General features: G+C 53.9%; 23 protein-coding genes. 14 read left to right on the top strand and 9 right to left on the bottom strand.

What is annotated here, in order from left to right:
* The first annotated feature begins 27 nt into the window (after window positions 1–27).
* The 5 genes from ACQ86N_RS26025 (at window position 28) to ACQ86N_RS26005 (ending at window position 4,466) form a co-directional block, all read left to right on the top strand.
* Entirely contained in the window at window positions 28–1,173 is a 1,146-nt protein-coding gene (locus ACQ86N_RS26025; protein ID WP_431209595.1) for a hypothetical protein, read from the top strand.
* A 130-nt stretch (window positions 1,174–1,303) separates the two neighbouring features.
* Window positions 1,304–3,139, top strand: coding sequence for a RagB/SusD family nutrient uptake outer membrane protein (locus ACQ86N_RS26020; protein ID WP_431209594.1), 1,836 nt, complete (start codon window positions 1,304–1,306; stop codon window positions 3,137–3,139).
* Window positions 3,140–3,160: 21 nt separating this feature from the next.
* Entirely contained in the window at window positions 3,161–4,069 is a 909-nt protein-coding gene (locus ACQ86N_RS26015; protein WP_431209593.1) for an alkaline phosphatase family protein, read from the top strand.
* Window positions 4,060–4,263, top strand: coding sequence for a hypothetical protein (locus tag ACQ86N_RS26010; protein ID WP_431209592.1), 204 nt, complete (start codon window positions 4,060–4,062; stop codon window positions 4,261–4,263). Before ACQ86N_RS26015 ends, ACQ86N_RS26010 begins: the two co-directional genes overlap by 10 nt.
* Entirely contained in the window at window positions 4,260–4,466 is a 207-nt protein-coding gene (locus ACQ86N_RS26005) for a hypothetical protein (RefSeq protein WP_431209591.1), read from the top strand. Before ACQ86N_RS26010 ends, ACQ86N_RS26005 begins: the two co-directional genes overlap by 4 nt.
* 60 nt (window positions 4,467–4,526) lie before the next feature.
* Here the strand turns inward: ACQ86N_RS26005 and ACQ86N_RS26000 are convergent, their stop codons facing one another.
* From ACQ86N_RS26000 to ACQ86N_RS25985, 4 genes are all read right to left on the bottom strand, one after another.
* Window positions 4,527–5,375: a short chain dehydrogenase gene (locus ACQ86N_RS26000; protein WP_431209590.1), complete on the bottom strand. Its 849-nt coding sequence runs from the start codon at window positions 5,373–5,375 to the stop codon at window positions 4,527–4,529.
* On the bottom strand, window positions 5,318–6,064 hold the full coding sequence (locus tag ACQ86N_RS25995) for an AraC family transcriptional regulator N-terminal domain-containing protein (protein WP_431209589.1): 747 nt from the start codon (window positions 6,062–6,064) through the stop codon (window positions 5,318–5,320). Before ACQ86N_RS25995 ends, ACQ86N_RS26000 begins: the two co-directional genes overlap by 58 nt.
* Before the next feature lie 16 nt (window positions 6,065–6,080).
* Window positions 6,081–7,511 carry an amidohydrolase family protein gene (locus ACQ86N_RS25990; RefSeq protein ID WP_431209588.1) on the bottom strand — a complete coding sequence of 477 codons (1,431 nt, stop codon included), beginning with the start codon at window positions 7,509–7,511 and terminating at the stop codon, window positions 6,081–6,083.
* A 254-nt stretch (window positions 7,512–7,765) separates the two neighbouring features.
* Window positions 7,766–8,152, bottom strand: coding sequence for a TetR/AcrR family transcriptional regulator (locus ACQ86N_RS25985; RefSeq protein ID WP_431209587.1), 387 nt, complete (start codon window positions 8,150–8,152; stop codon window positions 7,766–7,768).
* Window positions 8,153–8,290: 138 nt separating this feature from the next.
* Between ACQ86N_RS25985 and ACQ86N_RS25980 the strand changes: the two genes are divergently transcribed.
* The 6 genes from ACQ86N_RS25980 to ACQ86N_RS25955 all read left to right on the top strand — a co-directional run bounded on the left by ACQ86N_RS25980 (window position 8,291) and on the right by ACQ86N_RS25955 (window position 10,878).
* Entirely contained in the window at window positions 8,291–8,770 is a 480-nt protein-coding gene (locus ACQ86N_RS25980) for a hypothetical protein (protein ID WP_431209586.1), read from the top strand.
* A gap of 104 nt (window positions 8,771–8,874) precedes the next feature.
* Window positions 8,875–9,207 (top strand): OsmC family protein, encoded by a 333-nt coding sequence (locus ACQ86N_RS25975; protein ID WP_431209585.1) that lies wholly within the window; start codon window positions 8,875–8,877, stop codon window positions 9,205–9,207.
* 134 nt (window positions 9,208–9,341) lie between these two features.
* Window positions 9,342–9,551 carry a YgaP family membrane protein gene (locus tag ACQ86N_RS25970; RefSeq protein ID WP_431209584.1) on the top strand — a complete coding sequence of 70 codons (210 nt, stop codon included), beginning with the start codon at window positions 9,342–9,344 and terminating at the stop codon, window positions 9,549–9,551.
* Between the two features lie 113 nt (window positions 9,552–9,664).
* Window positions 9,665–9,973, top strand: coding sequence for a response regulator (locus ACQ86N_RS25965; protein ID WP_431209583.1), 309 nt, complete (start codon window positions 9,665–9,667; stop codon window positions 9,971–9,973).
* 171 nt (window positions 9,974–10,144) lie between these two features.
* Window positions 10,145–10,435: a hypothetical protein gene (locus ACQ86N_RS25960; RefSeq protein WP_431209582.1), complete on the top strand. Its 291-nt coding sequence runs from the start codon at window positions 10,145–10,147 to the stop codon at window positions 10,433–10,435.
* A 68-nt stretch (window positions 10,436–10,503) separates the two neighbouring features.
* Complete coding sequence (locus tag ACQ86N_RS25955) at window positions 10,504–10,878, top strand: response regulator (RefSeq protein WP_431209581.1); 375 nt, start codon at window positions 10,504–10,506, stop codon at window positions 10,876–10,878.
* Window positions 10,879–10,971: 93 nt separating this feature from the next.
* On the opposite strand, the gene ACQ86N_RS25950 is transcribed toward ACQ86N_RS25955, so the two are convergent.
* The 5 genes from ACQ86N_RS25950 to ACQ86N_RS25930 all read right to left on the bottom strand — a co-directional run bounded on the left by ACQ86N_RS25950 (window position 10,972) and on the right by ACQ86N_RS25930 (window position 13,794).
* Window positions 10,972–11,304 (bottom strand): GNAT family N-acetyltransferase, encoded by a 333-nt coding sequence (locus ACQ86N_RS25950; protein WP_431209580.1) that lies wholly within the window; start codon window positions 11,302–11,304, stop codon window positions 10,972–10,974.
* Window positions 11,305–11,475: 171 nt separating this feature from the next.
* Complete coding sequence (locus tag ACQ86N_RS25945; protein ID WP_431209579.1) at window positions 11,476–12,579, bottom strand: zinc-dependent alcohol dehydrogenase family protein; 1,104 nt, start codon at window positions 12,577–12,579, stop codon at window positions 11,476–11,478.
* Window positions 12,580–12,673: 94 nt separating this feature from the next.
* Window positions 12,674–12,943, bottom strand: a complete 270-nt coding sequence (locus ACQ86N_RS25940) for a zinc ribbon domain-containing protein (RefSeq protein ID WP_431209578.1) — start codon at window positions 12,941–12,943, stop codon at window positions 12,674–12,676.
* Window positions 12,944–12,965: 22 nt separating this feature from the next.
* Window positions 12,966–13,280 (bottom strand): hypothetical protein, encoded by a 315-nt coding sequence (locus ACQ86N_RS25935; protein WP_431209577.1) that lies wholly within the window; start codon window positions 13,278–13,280, stop codon window positions 12,966–12,968.
* Window positions 13,281–13,293: 13 nt separating this feature from the next.
* Complete coding sequence (locus tag ACQ86N_RS25930) at window positions 13,294–13,794, bottom strand: universal stress protein (RefSeq protein WP_431209576.1); 501 nt, start codon at window positions 13,792–13,794, stop codon at window positions 13,294–13,296.
* Window positions 13,795–14,082: 288 nt separating this feature from the next.
* Between ACQ86N_RS25930 and ACQ86N_RS25925 the strand changes: the two genes are divergently transcribed.
* Genes ACQ86N_RS25925 through ACQ86N_RS25915 form a run of 3 tightly spaced genes read left to right on the top strand, consistent with a single transcriptional unit; the run spans window position 14,083 to window position 15,315 of the window.
* Complete coding sequence (locus ACQ86N_RS25925) at window positions 14,083–14,478, top strand: hypothetical protein (RefSeq protein WP_431209575.1); 396 nt, start codon at window positions 14,083–14,085, stop codon at window positions 14,476–14,478.
* Window positions 14,456–14,671, top strand: coding sequence for a hypothetical protein (locus tag ACQ86N_RS25920; protein WP_431209574.1), 216 nt, complete (start codon window positions 14,456–14,458; stop codon window positions 14,669–14,671). Before ACQ86N_RS25925 ends, ACQ86N_RS25920 begins: the two co-directional genes overlap by 23 nt.
* Complete coding sequence (locus tag ACQ86N_RS25915; RefSeq protein ID WP_431209573.1) at window positions 14,668–15,315, top strand: hypothetical protein; 648 nt, start codon at window positions 14,668–14,670, stop codon at window positions 15,313–15,315. Before ACQ86N_RS25920 ends, ACQ86N_RS25915 begins: the two co-directional genes overlap by 4 nt.
* Window positions 15,316–15,369 lie beyond the last annotated feature (54 nt).

Below are 15,369 nucleotides of genomic sequence, written 5' to 3'. Positions count from 1 at the left end.
TATCCGACCTGAAGATCAGGGGGTCCTATGGTTCGCTTGGGAATGGAAATATTGCGTCCTATTCTTTCCGAGGAGCTGTTCAAGATACAGCAGTCGGGCCGTGTGATCAACGGGGTCCGTCCGCCGACGACCACGCAGCCGAATGTGATCCCTGACGGACTGACCTGGGAAAAGGCTACGACGAAGGACCTTGGTCTGGACCTTGTGACCCTCAACAACCGGTTAAGTTTTACGGGGGATATCTATTCGAGGATCACCACGAATATGTTCACGGTGGGAAAGACCCTTCCTGCGATATTCGGGACTACGGTGCCGAAGGGCAACTATGCGGATCTGCGCACGGTAGGCTGGGAGGCGTCCATCACGTGGAGGGACCAGTTCGCTGTTGCGGGCAGGCCTTTCCATTACAATGTGGGTGTCTGGATGTCGGACAATCATTCGACCATTACCCGGTATAATAATGCCACCAAATTGCTGACGGACCACTATTCGGGGGAGCGGCTGGGTGAGATATGGGGATATGCGAATGACGGCTTCTGGACGGCGGATCAGCATCCGGAGACCGAAGGTCCGAAGACGCAGCCAATATTTAAGGCGTCGAATACGGGCAAGTGGCTGCCCGGCGATCTGAAGTTCAAGGACCTGAACAAGGACAATGTGGTCAACAACGGCGCCAATACGGCGAATGATCCGGGGGATATGCGCATCATCGGCAACAGCACTCCGAGGTATAGTTATGGGGTCAATCTGGGCGCGGACTATGCGGGATTCTTTTTCGGCGCATTTTTCCAGGGGGTAGGGAAGCAGGACTGGTGGCCGGGTAGTGAGGCGGATGCCTTCTGGGGACAGTTGAACCGCCCCTATAATTTCCTGTTCAAATACCAGGAGGGCAAGATATGGAGCCCGGAAAACCCCAATACGTATTTCCCGAGGTATCGGGGCTATACGGCGCAGAACAGTCAGGGTGAACTGTACAATCCGCAGACGAAGTATCTGCAGAACGTGGCCTATATAAGGCTGAAGAACGTGCAGCTGGGGTATAATCTGCCTTCTGCGATGGTGCAGCGCCTGAAGCTCGACGGGTGTGCGGGTATATGTCTCCGGGGAAAATCTCTGGACGTATTCGCCGATCTTCAAATTGACGAAGAATCTGGACCCGGAGAATATCGGTAAGTCCGATATTATTCTGACGGGTGCTACCACAGAATAACGGTAACGGAAACAACTATCCTATTCTCAAGAGTCTGACGGTGGGGGTGAGCGTTACTCTTTAACTGATTATTGACTGATTAAATTTAGTAGTATGCTATCTATAAAGAAATTATACGGAAAATGTATACTGGGTTGTGCTATCCTGGGGCTATTCGCGGGATGCACGAAGAACCTGGATCAGACGCCGCAGTCGAGTCCGGACAGAAATGTGGTATTCAGCAGTGAGGACGGGCTCTCGCTGTACGCCAATTCGTTCTACGACGTACTGCCGGGCATCAACGATATCTTCCGGACGGACGCCAATATGAGCGATTACGGAGCGAGGAATGCCGTGCCGGACTATATCCGGAAGGGGTTCTACAATTCGCGGCAGAGTACGGGCTGGACCTGGACGAATCTCAGGGCGCTGAACTATTTTATCGCTTACAATGTTAATCCGGCTGTGCCGCAGAGTGTACGGGATAATTATACCGGGTTGGCGAGGTTCTTTCGCGCCGTATTCTACTACAATATGGTGATGAAGTTCGGGGATGTACCGTGGGTCGGCAAGCCATTGGCCGTCAGCGACACGGCGATACTGTATGGAAAGCGTGATCCGCGTGCTTTGGTGATGGATTCGGTGCTGGCGGACCTGAACTATGCGATCGGCCATATAACGCTGGGGACGGACCCGACCCGGAGCAGGATCACGAAGTGGGTAGCGTACGGCATGAAGTCGCGGATCTGTATCTTCGAAGGGACTTACCGGAAGTACGACAAGGCGGTCAGTGCGACTGCGTCGGCGTCCTCTGCGGGACAGTGGCTGCAGGAATCGGTGAATGCGGCAAAGGCGGTGATGGACAGTGCGGGTTTTAGTCTCAACACCGGGAACGGTCTCGATCTGTCGTACCGTAATCTGTTCATCAGTACGGCGCCTGTCGCCAACGAGGTAATGTTGTCGAGTGTGACCAGCAGTTCACTGGCTGTTCTGAACGACGCGAACTGGTACTATACGAGCAGCACGTATGGTGTGCGGCTGAATTTTACGAGGGATTATATCAATATGTATCTTATGCTGGACGGAAGCCGGTTTACGGATATTCCTGGTCACGATACGATGGTTTTCTGGCATGAAACGCAGGGTAGGGACAAGCGGCTGGCGCAGACCATCCGAACGCCGGGTTATACGCGGGTCAGCAGCGGATCGGTGGTCGCGGGGCCTCCTGCCTTCAACTACTCGTATACGGGATATCAGCCGATCAAGTGGTGTCTCGATGATACGTACTATGACAACGGGACGCTCAATACCAATTCCGTCTGTCAGATGCGTTATGCGGAGATATTGCTGAACTATGCGGAGGCGCGTCAGGAGCTGGGGCAGCTGACGACGGCGGACTGGGCGAAGACCATCGGCGCTCTGCGTGCGCGGGCGGGTATCACGGGCGGGATCTCGGCGCCTCCTGCGGTTGCGGACCCTTATCTGGCGGATTATTTTCAGCGCTGGAGCGGTGGTGTTTCCGATGCGACCCTGCTGGAGATCTACCGGGAAAGGACGATCGAGCTGGTCCTGGAGGGGTTCCGTTATGCCGACCTGCTCCGCTGGGGGATGGGCAAGCTGCTTCTCCGGCCCTGGAACGGCATTTATGTGCCTGCGCTGAATCAGTTGATGGACCTGGACCAGAACGGGAAGCCGGACGTATGTTTTTATCAGGGGACGCCTCCGGGTAATGTGTCGGGCGTAACCTATGTGAATGTGGCTCCGTCGATCGGCAGTACGGTCAATCCGCAGACGCTGGAACATGGCACGTACGGCAATATCCTGTGGCTGGTCAACGGCGATCCTGGCAGGGTGTGGGATGAATGGAGAGCCCTGTATCCGATACCTTATAATGACATGCAGCTGAATCCGAATCTTAAACCGCAAAATCCGGGGTGGACCGATCAATAGTATGAAAATATAAAATAAGTCATGAAGAAAATTATTGCGGTAATTGCGGCGGCTGTTGTGCTGGTGGGGCAGGGGTTTGCCCAGTCTTCGAGGCATGTGGTGCTGATCACGATCGACGGTTTTCGCCCGAATCTGTATCTGGATGCGTCATGGGGGACAAAGAATCTGCAAATGCTGATGAAGGAGGGGGCTTATGCCAAAGGGGTGAACAGCGTGTTTCCGTCGATGACTTACCCGTCGCACAGTACTATCGTCACGGGTGTACAGCCTGCCAGGCATGGTGTTTATTTCAATAATCTGTTCGAGCCGAACGGGCCGACGGGAAAGATGTACTGGAACGACAGCTCGATCCATGCTACTACGGTCTGGGCGGCGGCGGAGAAAAAGGGAATGAAGGTGGCGGCCCTGCTGTGGCCGGTGTCGGCGGATGCGCCGGTGCAGTATAATATCCCGGACATCGGGAGCATGGGGGAGGCGGTGCGTGAGCAGTATTCGAGGCCGGCTGGTTTTGTGGACGAGCTCAGGAAGGAGGTATTTGGTGGGCCCGCAGCGCATATCGAGTGGGGAAAGGATCATAATATTGCCCGGATCGCCGCGTATGTCATCGCGAAGGACCGGCCCAATCTGATGACGATCCATTTCTTTTCGGTGGATCATTATTCGCATATGCAGGGCCGGGATGGCGACAGTGTGAGGGCGGCGGTGAGGGATGCGGACAGCAGCGTGGGGATTGTCATCGATGCGCTGAAGAAGGCGGGTATCTGGGAGAATACGGACCTTATTGTTACAGGAGATCATGGTTTTGGGAACGTGACTACGAGCGTGAGTCCCAATGTGTGGCTGTCCAATGCGGGGTTGATAAAGGATGTGAAGACGGACGACTGGAAGGCGCAGTTTTGTTGTGTCGGGGGAGTGCGTGGTTGTATCTGAAGGACCCTAATGATAAAGAGACGCTGGAAAAGGTGAGGGCGTTGCTGGCCGGCTTGCCGGCGGATCAGAAGAAATATTTCCGTGTCATCGACAGGGCGAAGATGGATGCCGTGGGTGCGAATCCGGTGGCAGTAATGGCGCTGTCGGGGGAGAACGGAGGTTCTTTTAACGGCAGTATGAAGGGGAAGCGGTGAAGCCGGGTCATGGGGGGACGCATGGGTATTATCCGGATTTCGGGGATATACAGACGGGTTATATCATTCATGGTCCGGGGGTGAGGAAGGGGGCGGTTATCAGAGAGATGAATCAGCGGGACCAGGCGGCGATAATCAGCCGGTTGCTCAGGTTGGATATGCCGGGTATTGAAGGCAAGGTGCCGGAGGGGTTATTGGAGTAGGGTGGGGTTTGGGATGGGGTTGGGTGCCCGGGTTTTTCTGATGGGATCATGGTGTTGGCATCAGGAGTAGACTTTCAGGATCTTTCCGTTGACGGCGCCTTCGACGCTGAGGATGTAGGCGTTGGCTAGTTTGTCCATAGGAACGAGGTTGTAGCCGGGGAAGAAGGCCCCGTAGCGGTCTTTGCTGTCTTCGACGAGGCCGGGGCTTACGGCGTTGATGCGTCGTTCCTGCTTCATTTCCTGGGCGGCGCCGAGGACAAAGCTGTTGATGGCTCCGTTGATCATGGCGACGCAGGTGCCATTGCGGGCGGGATGCTCCGCGGCGATCCCGGAGGTAAGGGTGAATGAGCCGCCGGCGTTGAGGTATTGTTTGCCGAGGAGGACGAGGTTGACCTGGCCGAGGAGTTTGCCTTTCAGGCCGGGTTCCATTTGTTCGGATGTCATCGTATCGAAGGGGCCGTAGTAGCCGGTGCCGGCGGTGCAGATGCAGGCGTCGATATTGCCAGTGGCGGTGTACATTTTATTTATGGATTCCGGGGAGGAGATGTCTACCTGTATGGCGCCGGCGGTGCGGCCGGCGGTGATGATTTCGTGGCCGCGGGAGGAGAAGGTTGTGGTGAGTTTCTTTCCAATGGTGCCGGTGGCTCCGATGATTAAAATTTTCATTTTTTTCAGCAAAGATCGGGCAGGGGCTGGGGTTGGTAGTAGCTGATTTGGGTCTTTAAATAGTAATTTTGGCTCTTGCGGCTGCCGGTGTGTGGCCGTATTCTTTTTAAAGAGGCTGATGAAGTACGAGGTGTTTTCGTAGCCGCACTCGAGGGATATTTCTGCAATTTGTTTTGCGGTGTTGTTTAGGAGCATGCGTGCGTGGGCCAGGCGTTGTTTGTTGATGTATACGCGGGGGAGCACTGGTAGCGGGTTTGGAAATCGCGTTTGAATTTTGCGAGGCTGCAGTTGGCGAGGCCCGCGAGTTCTTCGATGGTGACGGGTTGGAGGAGGTAGCTGTTGACGATGAAGTCGATGTCGGTGGGTTCGGCGCTGACGGCGGAGAGGATGAAGGATTGAATCCGATCGCTGTGTATGCCGGATTGGAGGAGGTAGAGGATCTCCTGCTGTTTGAGGGGCAGAAGGGATTCGGCGTGGGGGATGGGGGAGTTGAAATAGTGGCGGAAGTGGGACTTGAAGCTGTTGATCAGGGGCGTTGCGGGAAAGACGAGGCAAGTGGTCTTCTTGTTTGTTATTCCGGGGTCGGTCATACGGCCGCCGACCCTGGTCTGGTAAATGGCCACGGACCGGAGGAGCTTGCCCGGCAGGAAGAGCATGACGGCTTCGAAGTCCAGTCCGTCCTGGATATATTCGGCCATGACGTAGATGCCTTTTCGGAGGAGGATGACCTCGCCGGGTGAGGCTGTGATTGTGGTGTCGGGTAGGTGTAGGAGTTTTTGGCCTTTGAGTACGAAGATCAGGGTGTGTTCGGTCATGAGCACGGTTCGCTGGCCGGGTGCGGATTCGGTTTTGAGTTTGGCGAATGTCTCCGACCGGCCGGTGATGAAGGAGGCGTCCGCCTTTTCCGGAGGTGGTGGAAAGCGGTGTAGCATGGGTGCAAGGTACGCATTAATGCCGGATCGAGGCCAGCAGGGCGTTGAGGTCGGTCTTCGAGTATAATTTTCCGTGAGATAATACTGTGTTGATCTGATCGATGGCGCCGATGTCTTCGAGCGGGTTGCTGTCGAGGACGATCAGGTCCGAGCATTTTCCTTTCTGCAGGCTGCCGAAAAAGGCTTCCACGCCGAAGAATTTAGAACCATTTACCGTGGCTGTTTTGAGGGCCTGGGCGGGGGTGAGACCGGAGGCGGCCAGTAGCTTGATCTCCTCGTGGATGGATGATCCCGGATAGATGTAGGAATTGGATGATCCGCAGTCGGAGCCGGCGACGATGTTGACGCCCGCGGCATACATCTTCGGGACGAGGGAGGCGCAGAGGGCCTGGAATCTTTTGGTGAAGTTGGTAGCGGCTTCGGACTGTCTTCTGGCGCCGTTGACCCTCCCCTTATAGGTCGCCTGGATCTTTGGGTCGATGTAGGCGAGCAGGCTGTCGTTGGTATGGTCGGTCTCTTTTATGCTGGAGAGTGTTTTTGAAATAAAAAGGGTTGGTGTTATGGAGAAGTGTTTCGCCGCGAGGTATTTGAACAGGCTTTCGGCTTTTGTGCTGTCGTAGGTATTGAAGAGGGCGGGCAGCGCACCGAAGAGGCCGATGGGGTGATCGGTGTGTTCGCTGTTGCGGATCTCGGTGGTGATACTGTCTTCTTTGGAGGAGCAGGCTTTGAAGACGTAGTAGAGGTGTTCCGATCCGTCCATGCCGAGACTGGCGGCTTCCTTCAGTTCGACGGTGAAGGGCATGTGGCCGGTGACTTTCATGCCGCGTTTTTTTGCCTGGCGGATGATCCCGAGGTAGGCGTTTCCTGATATTTTACTGTCATAAATCTTTACGAAGTCGGAGGGAATCCGTTGCAGGGAGTCGAGGGCGGCGGTTATGTCGGCGGGAGTTACTACGGGGAGGGAACCCGCCCATACTGCGCCTGGCCCGTCGAGTTTCGGGCCGGAGGTGAATATTCTGGGGCCGGGTAACCGGCCGCTGGCTGTTTGCTTTTTCCAGGCCATGACGGAAGGGGTAATATCGCCGCCGCATTCGCGCACGGTGGTGACGCCGTAGGCGAGGAAAAGAGGGAGGAGGGCTTTGTTGGCTTCGATGGTGGAATCTCCGCCGCGGAAGTGGACGTGCATGTCCCAGAGGCCGGGCATGACGTATTTGCCTTTGGCGTCGAAATATTGGTCGGCTTTATATTTAGATGCCGCTTTTGTATCGTCTACCACCTTGACGGTATCGCCGGAAATGGCCAACAGTTGGTTTTTGGCGAGCTTTCCTGTTGCGGGATCAATGATGCTGGCGTTGGTGATGACGAGGGTGAATTTTTTGGAGTTGGATTGAGCGAAGCCTGCATGGAGGAGGGTCATGGCGAGGCAGATGGAGAGTAGTCTTTTCATTTGGCGGATAAGGTACTGCGTTTTGGGTTGCGGGTGGAGCAAAAAATTAGCCTTTGATGGCTGGATTTTACCCGGTTGTTTCGAGGGAGACCACGGCCGTCAGGATGGCGGCAGCGTGGGTGATCATTTCTGTTGCGGGTATGGGTGTGCCGTCTTCGAGCCATTTGAAGAGCATGCGAATAACGCCGCCGGCGGCTGCTTCGGCCTTGTAGCGGAAGACGTGTTGGGCGGATTTTGACCGGGGGAATTTTCCTTTATGGTATTCGATGATCCGGGAGGCGCAGAGCTCGGTGAAGCTGGCCGGTGATAATGTCCATGCCGCGGGAGCCGTGGAGGGCGCGGACGAGGGGAAGGTTTTCCTGTGTATGGTTAAAAAGATAAGCAATGTTAATGCCCATGGGGTGTTCGTCTTTGCTGGAGGGCGGGTTGACGAGGGCTTCCTGGAAGTTGATGTTCCCGACGAGGAGCTGGTCTTTTCCTTCATAGTGGGCGTAGAAGGTGCTTCGGCCGGTGTTGGCTTTGTCGATGATGTCCTGGATGGTGATGGCGTCGTAGCCTTTTTCGAGGATCAGGTGTTTGAGGGCTTCTGCGAGGGCCGTTTTTGTTCTTTTTGTCCGGCGGTCGGGGGTGATTGATTTCATTTTACTGAACTTTTTTGCCGGTTTGTTCCGAATTGGACTTTCGCGGCTTTTTGTGCCTTGCGGGAAAGGGGCGGTGTGTGTTATTTTGTAAAAGTAAACATTTGTTCGATAATGAACTATTGTTCTAAAAACTAAATTATGACAACATTCTCTTTTTTGCCGCTGGGGCTGGTCCTTCATATATCGGGTATCGCGATGATGGTCGGGACCATATTTGCCGGATTTCTGACGAATCAGCAGTTATGGAAGTGTTTGCCGTATGATCGGGACAGGGCGCTGACGATCGTGCGGGCGACGGCGCGCTACCGCATCGCGGGAGGTTTGGGAGGGATATTTATCGTGCTGGGCGGGATACTGATGATGGTAGCGGTACATGGGGCCTTTATGCATCAGGTATGGTTCAGGGTCAAGATGGGAATATTGGTTTTGCTGATCGTGAACATGGTCCTGGTGGAAAGGCCGGCGGGGCAGAGGCTGAGGCGGATGTTGTATGATGATCAGGGGCCGGTGGATGTTATGGCGATGGCGGCGACGAAGCGGGGATTGATGCTATTTTATTTGTTGCAGTTAGTTTTGTTCCTGTTAATTTTCGTCGTTAGCGCCTATAAGTTCAATTAGGGTGATAAGGCGGGTGGGAATGAGCATTCTCAGTCGGAGTCGTGACGGATGTCACGGTTTTGACCCGCGTCAGTTGAGATCTTTGTGTATCAAACAGGAACAGCATGGACAATATGTCATTTTATGAAGTATCTCTGGAATGGGCGGAGGGCCGCAGGGGGAGGGTGAGTTCTCCAGTACTGAATGAGCAGATCGAGGTGGCCACGCCGCCGGAATTTGCTAAGGGGATTGCGGGTATATGGTCTCCGGAGCATCTGCTGGTAGCGGCTGTGGATAGTTGTCTGATGACGACATTTCTTGCCATTGCCGAGAATTCGGGGCTCGAATTTGTAAGCTTTGAAAGCAAGGCTTTGGGCAAACTGGAGAAGGTGGGTGGAAAGTACATGATCACTGAGATCGAGCTTGACCCCCAGGTTGCGGATCAGCAGCGAAAGTGAGCGGGAAAAGGCGTTGAAGGTGCTGGAGAAATCGGAGGCGGCCTGTCTTATCTCCAATTCGATCAGGTCGAGGATCGTATTCCGGCCGGAGATCCGGGTGAAGTAGCATTAACTAATGATTAAAAATATGCATTATGAAAAAGAATATGGGTACAACCGATCGCGTGGTGAGGATACTGGCGGCGGCGGTGCTGGGTGCGCTGTTCCTTGCGCGGGTGATAGGCGGGATGTGGGGAATCGTGCTCCTGGCGGTAGCGGGGATATTTACTGTTACAAGTCTGGCGGGTATTTGTCCGTTATACAGTCTGTTACATATCAGTACTTGTAAGCCCGGAAAGGTCTAGTTATACCCGCTAGTTCGAGGGGATGGCCGGGGCAGGGGAAAAATTTCCCCGAAGACTGGAAGGCTTTTTGCATAGCTGAACGTATGGGTATGCGATCGCGGCCAAAGCGAATTTTGCTGATTGACGATGATCACGATCATCTGCTTGTCTGCAATTTAATATTGCGGAAAGGCGGATACGACGTGTTGACCATGGCGGGATGCGAACGGATGGAGGACCTGGCGGAAGCCATGGAGGAGTTCGAACCTGACCTGGTATTCATGGACCACGATATGCGGGGAATCTGTGGTACCGATCTTACCCGAATGCTCAAATCTCACCCAATTTACAGGACAATCCCTGTTGTGTATTTTTCCGGCAGGGATGATATTGCCGAGCTTGCGAAACTGGCAAAGGCGGATGGCCACCTGCCAAGCCACTGAAAGCGGAGAGCCTGATCCGGATTGCCGACGAATTTTTGGTTTAAGAATCAGTAATTTAGATTAATTTCAGCGCGTATATATCAGCGAGGGATGCTGTGGATTATTCTGGGCAAGTGGATGTTATTTTGAGGATTTTATCGTTTGGCACGCAAGTTTGTATAGTTATATAGTATGGCTCAATTGGTTTTCACGATATTGTTCGTTTACGAGATACTGCCGGATTCTTTACAGGTCGATCTGAGCGCGGAAATAGAGATGATGGCTTATGATTGCTGTCTGGTCCGCGGGATTCGCCGTGTTGGTTCGCAGGAGTCGCCGCTACTGCCGGAGATGGCGCTTGTGAAAAGTAATGGCAGGTGGATCCATCGTGACAACGGGAGTGAAAGCAATATCAGCAGGACTATCGGCGAGGCGATCAGCCGGCATCTGAGTCTGGCAGAAAGAAGCGCCGGTGAAAAATAAATGAGCGACAAATCAGCGTTTTGTACATTTTTGAAACCTTAAACAGCCTCTATCAACAGCATAAGATAATGGAAAGCCAAAAAAATATTCTGCTTGTGGACGATGATCCGGACCATTTATTGATTTGCAATATTCTTTTCAGAAGGCGGGGGTATAATGTTATGCCTCTGATGGGTTGTAGTCCGTTGAAGACTTTGACGGATGCCATCGATAGTTTTAAACCGGCGTTGATCTTTATGGATCATTTCATGCCGGGGGTGACGGGTTACGATGCCATTAAGATGCTGAAAGCGCACCCTGTGTATCGGTCGATACCTGTGATCTATTTCAGTGTTCACGGCGATCTGGCGAAGATCGCGAAAGAGGCAGGGGCGGATGGTTATTTTCAAAAGCCCTTTCAGGCGGAGGATCTGTTCACTATTACCGATAAATATGTGGCTTAGCCGGAGAGCTGTTTTGTGAGGATGTGGTATTGAGATCCCGCGGGGAAATCGTTGATCGTATGTACTATTTCGAAACCGTATTTTCTGTAAAATTTAGGGGCCTGGAAAACTGAAGGTTCTGACCATTATTTTTTGGCAGTTGCTGTTGTTGGCTTCCGCTATTGCTTTCTCCAGTAAAAGTTTTCCGATTCCGGTCGTTCTGACCGGTGTGTTTACCCAGAGTTGGGTTATCTCGCCTATTCCTGCCCAGGTCCAGCCGGCGATGCCGCCGACGATGGTGTTATTTTCGTCCCGTGCCGTGAAGGCAAACAGGCGGCCATCGAATTTGTTGAGCAGGGGTCCGTTGAACTCATAGAGTCTGTCTTCGAGGAATTGGATGATCGTCTGGTGGTTGCTCTCTGTTGTTATGTGAAAATTGTTATTCATGCGGGCTAAGGTCGGTGATCTGCTATTAATCGCAAATGCCTGATTTTCCCGCGGAGTTGACGATACCGGAAATGGGCAATTATTCACCGGATCGGTTGATGACGGCGGATCTTTTTAGGTAAAACCCACCCGCGGCCGGGGGCGCGGGTGGGCCGATGTATGGCTGATGTGTTATGCCGGAAGTTTCTTTCTTTTTTCGCTGGTGGCGGCGAGCAGTGCCGGGGTGCTTTCTGCCGTGATGATCACTTTTATGGCCTTTTCTTCCTGTGCGTTTCCGAATACTTTATAGGCTTCGAGAATATCGCCGAGACCGAATCGGTGGGTGATCAGTCGTTTGGGTTCCAGTTTGCCGCTGATGACATTTTTCAGCAGCATGGGTGTCGTGAAGGTACTGACGAGACCGGTAGTCAGGGTAATGTTTTGGCTCCATAGTTTTTCCAGCTGCAGGTCCACGCTGTGGCCGTGGACGCCCACGACGGCAATATGTCCGGTGGGGCGTACGATATTCTGGCAGACGTGAAAGCTGGCGGGTACGCCGACGGCTTCGATAGCGACGTCGACACCATCCTTTGTCCCGGCCATTATTTTTTTGACCGGGTCTTCTTTTTGTGAATTGATGATATCCGTGGCGCCGAATTTTTTTGCGGTAGCGAGGCGGTTATCGTCGAGGTCGATCATGTAGATGCGGGCGGGGGAATAGAATTGTGCGGTCAGCAGCGCGGACATGCCGATGGGGCCCGAGCCTACGATGGCAACTGTATCTCCGGGTTTCACCTGTCCGTTGAGCACGCCGATCTCATAGCCGGTGGGGAGGATATCGCTGAGCATAACGAGGGCTTCTTCGTCGGCGTTGGCCGGAATATGGTGGAGGCTGTTGTCGGCGTGGGGGATGCAAACATATTCTGCCTGGGTGCCATTGATCAGGTGTCCCAGTATCCATCCGCCGTCCTCGCAGTGTGCGTAGATGCCTTTTTTGCAGTATTCGCAAGTGCCGTCCGAGGTAATGCAGGATATCAGTACGTGGTCGCCTTTCTTAAAATTGCGAACCGATGCGCCGACTTCCTCGACGACTCCCACGCCTTCGTGTCCGAGAGTTGTTCCGGGTTTGACGTCGGGTACTTTCCCTTTGATGATTCCGAGGTCGGTGCCGCAGATGGTCGTTTGGCTCACTCTGATGAGTGCGTCTGTGGGTTTGGTTATTTTGGGGACCGGGACCTCTTTGAGTTCGATCTTTCCCGGACCTTCGTAAACGAGTGCTTTCATTGTGGATCTCATATATTGCAATTTAAGTGTGAGAAAATCGGGTAGTAAGATAGGGCGGTGTTGGTTGCTGACCGAGTTGCTGAAAGAAAGTCGCCGGAAAATGCCGTCAGGGCGTCGGTTTGCGGGTCCAGCGGCGGAGTTGGGGCAGGTTCGTGACTGCACCATCGATGAACGAGGGTGGCATGTTCATTTCTTTCAGTTTGGTCCGGACGAGGTCGGTCATTTGTCCGAGTGTCATGTCGGGGTTGATGAGGTGTCCGTCGGCATAGCAATAGACGCAGTATTCCAGGCTTTTGGAGCCGTTTTGTTCCGTGCCGCGCATTTCGGGGTGGTCGATCGGCATCCCGCAGCTCTGGCAATAGAGGGTTGTTCCCATAACTATTTATTTTTTTGATGACCTATGTATGTTCCGGCAAAAGGAGGAGGGGCAGGTTTGCTTCGAAGAGCATTTCCCGGGTATTGCTGCCCATGAACCATCTTTCGGGAAGAGAATGCCGATGCGGGACCATGGCGATCATCCGGACGCCCTGGGTTTGCGCGAATTCGTTGATGCTGTCGACTACGTAGTCACCCATTTTGTATTCGTATTTGACGTCCCATGTGTTGTCGAGAAGTCTTAGGTTGGTTTGGTTTTGGATAACCTGCACGAATTCTTCGGCGCCTTTTTGAATGACACGCAATACAAAGAGTTTCGAATGAAAGGCGTGGACCATTTGTCTGAGCGGGTCAAGGATGTGGATATCCGTATCCGCGCTGATATCGCTGGCAAAGAGGATGCTTGCCGGCGGCTGAAAATCTGCCGATTCTGGCACCACCAGAAGAGGTGACGGGTGTTTTACGGGCGAGGGTGGTTGCTGTGCTGCCGAGCAGTCTGCGTATCGGTCTGCCTTTGCCTTTCATGCCGGTGACGATGAGGTCCGCCTTCAGCCGGTCCGCAGCGTGGAGGATGGAGGGAACTATCGCTCCTTTAACGGCGAGGGTGCCGATCGCGACGTCGCTGGTCCGGAATTGCCGGTGCAGGCGCCGAAGCCCCTGTTCGACGCTGTCTCTTGCGGCGGCTGTGTCGATAAAGGTCATCGACATGGTATCGGCGACTGGGACGGGTATTTCCTGATAAGCCGAAAATATCGTGACGGCGGCGCCAAGCGCGGCAGCCATATGTATTCCGTAGTCGACGGCCTGTTCGGAAGCCGGTGAGAAATCGGTGGCGATAAGAATATGTTTCATAAAGCTGGTTGAGTGCTTGTCTATGGGAAAGGTAGTATGGGGGCGGCGGGCAGCCAATGACCGGGCTCAGCGGATCGGGTGATTATTATCAGCGGCACGGGAGATAGGGTTGCTGTTCGGGTCGCGGCTGACGAGTATCAAGGCGCATTGTGATCCTGATTAGTATGGTCGTTGCTGTTTAGGTGTAACATAGCAGAACAAAATTTGAAGCGATGTTTACAGACAGTAATGATATCGGCGCTACACGATCGGAAAGAGTGGTGACGATAGAAGCTGGAAGGGAATGCTTTGCAGGGTGAGCTGATCATTCCGGCCATCGCAACTGCGATAGTAGTGTTTTCGCATGGTAGCGGGAGTAGTCACAGGAGCCCGCGCAACAGGAAGGTGGCGCAGGTGCTGCAGCGGGCCGGCTTTGGAACGCTGCTGTTCGATCTGCTGACGCCTGCAGAGGATGCCCTTTTCAGCAACCGGTTCGCAATCGACCTGCTGTCCGACAGACTGATAGCGGCGACGGGGTGGCTGGAGTCGCTGCCGGAGGCGAGGGGTTGTCCTATCGGATATTTTGGAGCGAGCACGGGCGCCGCGGCTGCTCTGAAGGCGGCGGCGCGAGCTGCCGGGGACCGGCGCTGTCGTATCCCGTGGCGGGAGGCCGGATCTGGCAATGGACGTGCTGGACGAAGTTAAGGCAGCTACTCTGTTAATAGTGGGCAGCCTGGATACGGACGTGCTTGGACTTAACAGAGATGCCTATGGACGAATGACGTGTCAAAAGCGGCTTGTGGTTGTGGAGGGCGCGACGCATCTGTTTGAAGAGCCTGGGGCGCTGGATCAGGTATGTGCGCTGGCGAAGGATTGGTTTAAAACTCATCTTTTATGATAAAGCATGTCACCGGCGTGAGGCAGCTGCTGCCGACGCTATTGTGTTTCGGGCTGGTCTATTCATCGTGTGAGCCGGCGGTGAGGCTGAGCGGGTCGTGGGTTCAGCGGGATGTTCTGCCGACCCGGTATTCCAAAGTTTTCGTTATGTCGCTGGGGAAGGACCTTTCGAAGCGAAGGTTGGGAGAGGATCATATCCGGGCGGAGCTGCTGCGTCGTGGAATTGTTGCCGTTACGAGCCTGGACGAATTCGGGCCTGATTTTTCGAGAACGGATAGCGGCGTAATGAGGCAGGTATTGCTCGACAGGCAGTTCGACGGTGTCGTGACGATAAGGGTATTGGGTATCAACGAGCGTGACCGGTGGATCCCGACCGCAGGGATCTATGGACCGAGCGGCTATTATCACGGTTTTTATGGGTACTATTACCGGTTTGGCGGGTATTATTATGAACCCGGTTATGTCGTGACGGATGTGGAAGTTCTGCTGGAAAGCAATTTTTACCGTACGTCTACAGGCGAGCTGTTGTGGACGGGGCAGTCGAGGGCTTTTTACAGGGATCCAACGCCGGCCATGGCTGGACGGTATGCGAAGAACATAGTGGACGATATGATCGGCAAAGGTGTCCTGGCGACTTCCAATTAAAAATGTCGGGTCATCCGTGACGGCAATCAGCGGTAGCGGTGACAGGAGTCAGCA

It is taken from the genome of Puia sp. P3, assembly GCF_050632245.1.
Lineage (GTDB): Bacteria > Bacteroidota > Bacteroidia > Chitinophagales > Chitinophagaceae > Puia.
Note: the sequence above shows the minus strand (reverse complement) of the source record. Positions and strands in the feature narration are given on the sequence as shown.

Excerpts from the sequence above, each read along its gene's own strand:
- ACQ86N_RS26025 (WP_431209595.1), top strand. The coding sequence starts at position 28 with ATGGTTCGCTTGGGAATGGAAATATTGCGTCCTATTCTTTCCGAGGAG.
- ACQ86N_RS26020 (WP_431209594.1), top strand. The coding sequence starts at position 1,304 with ATGCTATCTATAAAGAAATTATACGGAAAATGTATACTGGGTTGTGCT.
- ACQ86N_RS26015 (WP_431209593.1), top strand. The coding sequence starts at position 3,161 with ATGAAGAAAATTATTGCGGTAATTGCGGCGGCTGTTGTGCTGGTGGGG.
- ACQ86N_RS25995 (WP_431209589.1), bottom strand. The coding sequence starts at position 6,064 with ATGCTACACCGCTTTCCACCACCTCCGGAAAAGGCGGACGCCTCCTTC.
- ACQ86N_RS25990 (WP_431209588.1), bottom strand. The coding sequence starts at position 7,511 with ATGAAAAGACTACTCTCCATCTGCCTCGCCATGACCCTCCTCCATGCA.
- ACQ86N_RS25985 (WP_431209587.1), bottom strand. The coding sequence starts at position 8,152 with ATGAAATCAATCACCCCCGACCGCCGGACAAAAAGAACAAAAACGGCC.
- ACQ86N_RS25980 (WP_431209586.1), top strand. The coding sequence starts at position 8,291 with ATGACAACATTCTCTTTTTTGCCGCTGGGGCTGGTCCTTCATATATCG.
- ACQ86N_RS25975 (WP_431209585.1), top strand. The coding sequence starts at position 8,875 with ATGGACAATATGTCATTTTATGAAGTATCTCTGGAATGGGCGGAGGGC.
- ACQ86N_RS25970 (WP_431209584.1), top strand. The coding sequence starts at position 9,342 with ATGAAAAAGAATATGGGTACAACCGATCGCGTGGTGAGGATACTGGCG.
- ACQ86N_RS25960 (WP_431209582.1), top strand. The coding sequence starts at position 10,145 with ATGGCTCAATTGGTTTTCACGATATTGTTCGTTTACGAGATACTGCCG.
- ACQ86N_RS25955 (WP_431209581.1), top strand. The coding sequence starts at position 10,504 with ATGGAAAGCCAAAAAAATATTCTGCTTGTGGACGATGATCCGGACCAT.
- ACQ86N_RS25950 (WP_431209580.1), bottom strand. The coding sequence starts at position 11,304 with ATGAATAACAATTTTCACATAACAACAGAGAGCAACCACCAGACGATC.
- ACQ86N_RS25945 (WP_431209579.1), bottom strand. The coding sequence starts at position 12,579 with ATGAGATCCACAATGAAAGCACTCGTTTACGAAGGTCCGGGAAAGATC.
- ACQ86N_RS25940 (WP_431209578.1), bottom strand. The coding sequence starts at position 12,943 with ATGGGAACAACCCTCTATTGCCAGAGCTGCGGGATGCCGATCGACCAC.
- ACQ86N_RS25935 (WP_431209577.1), bottom strand. The coding sequence starts at position 13,280 with ATGGTCCACGCCTTTCATTCGAAACTCTTTGTATTGCGTGTCATTCAA.
- ACQ86N_RS25930 (WP_431209576.1), bottom strand. The coding sequence starts at position 13,794 with ATGAAACATATTCTTATCGCCACCGATTTCTCACCGGCTTCCGAACAG.
- ACQ86N_RS25920 (WP_431209574.1), top strand. The coding sequence starts at position 14,456 with ATGGACGTGCTGGACGAAGTTAAGGCAGCTACTCTGTTAATAGTGGGC.
- ACQ86N_RS25915 (WP_431209573.1), top strand. The coding sequence starts at position 14,668 with ATGATAAAGCATGTCACCGGCGTGAGGCAGCTGCTGCCGACGCTATTG.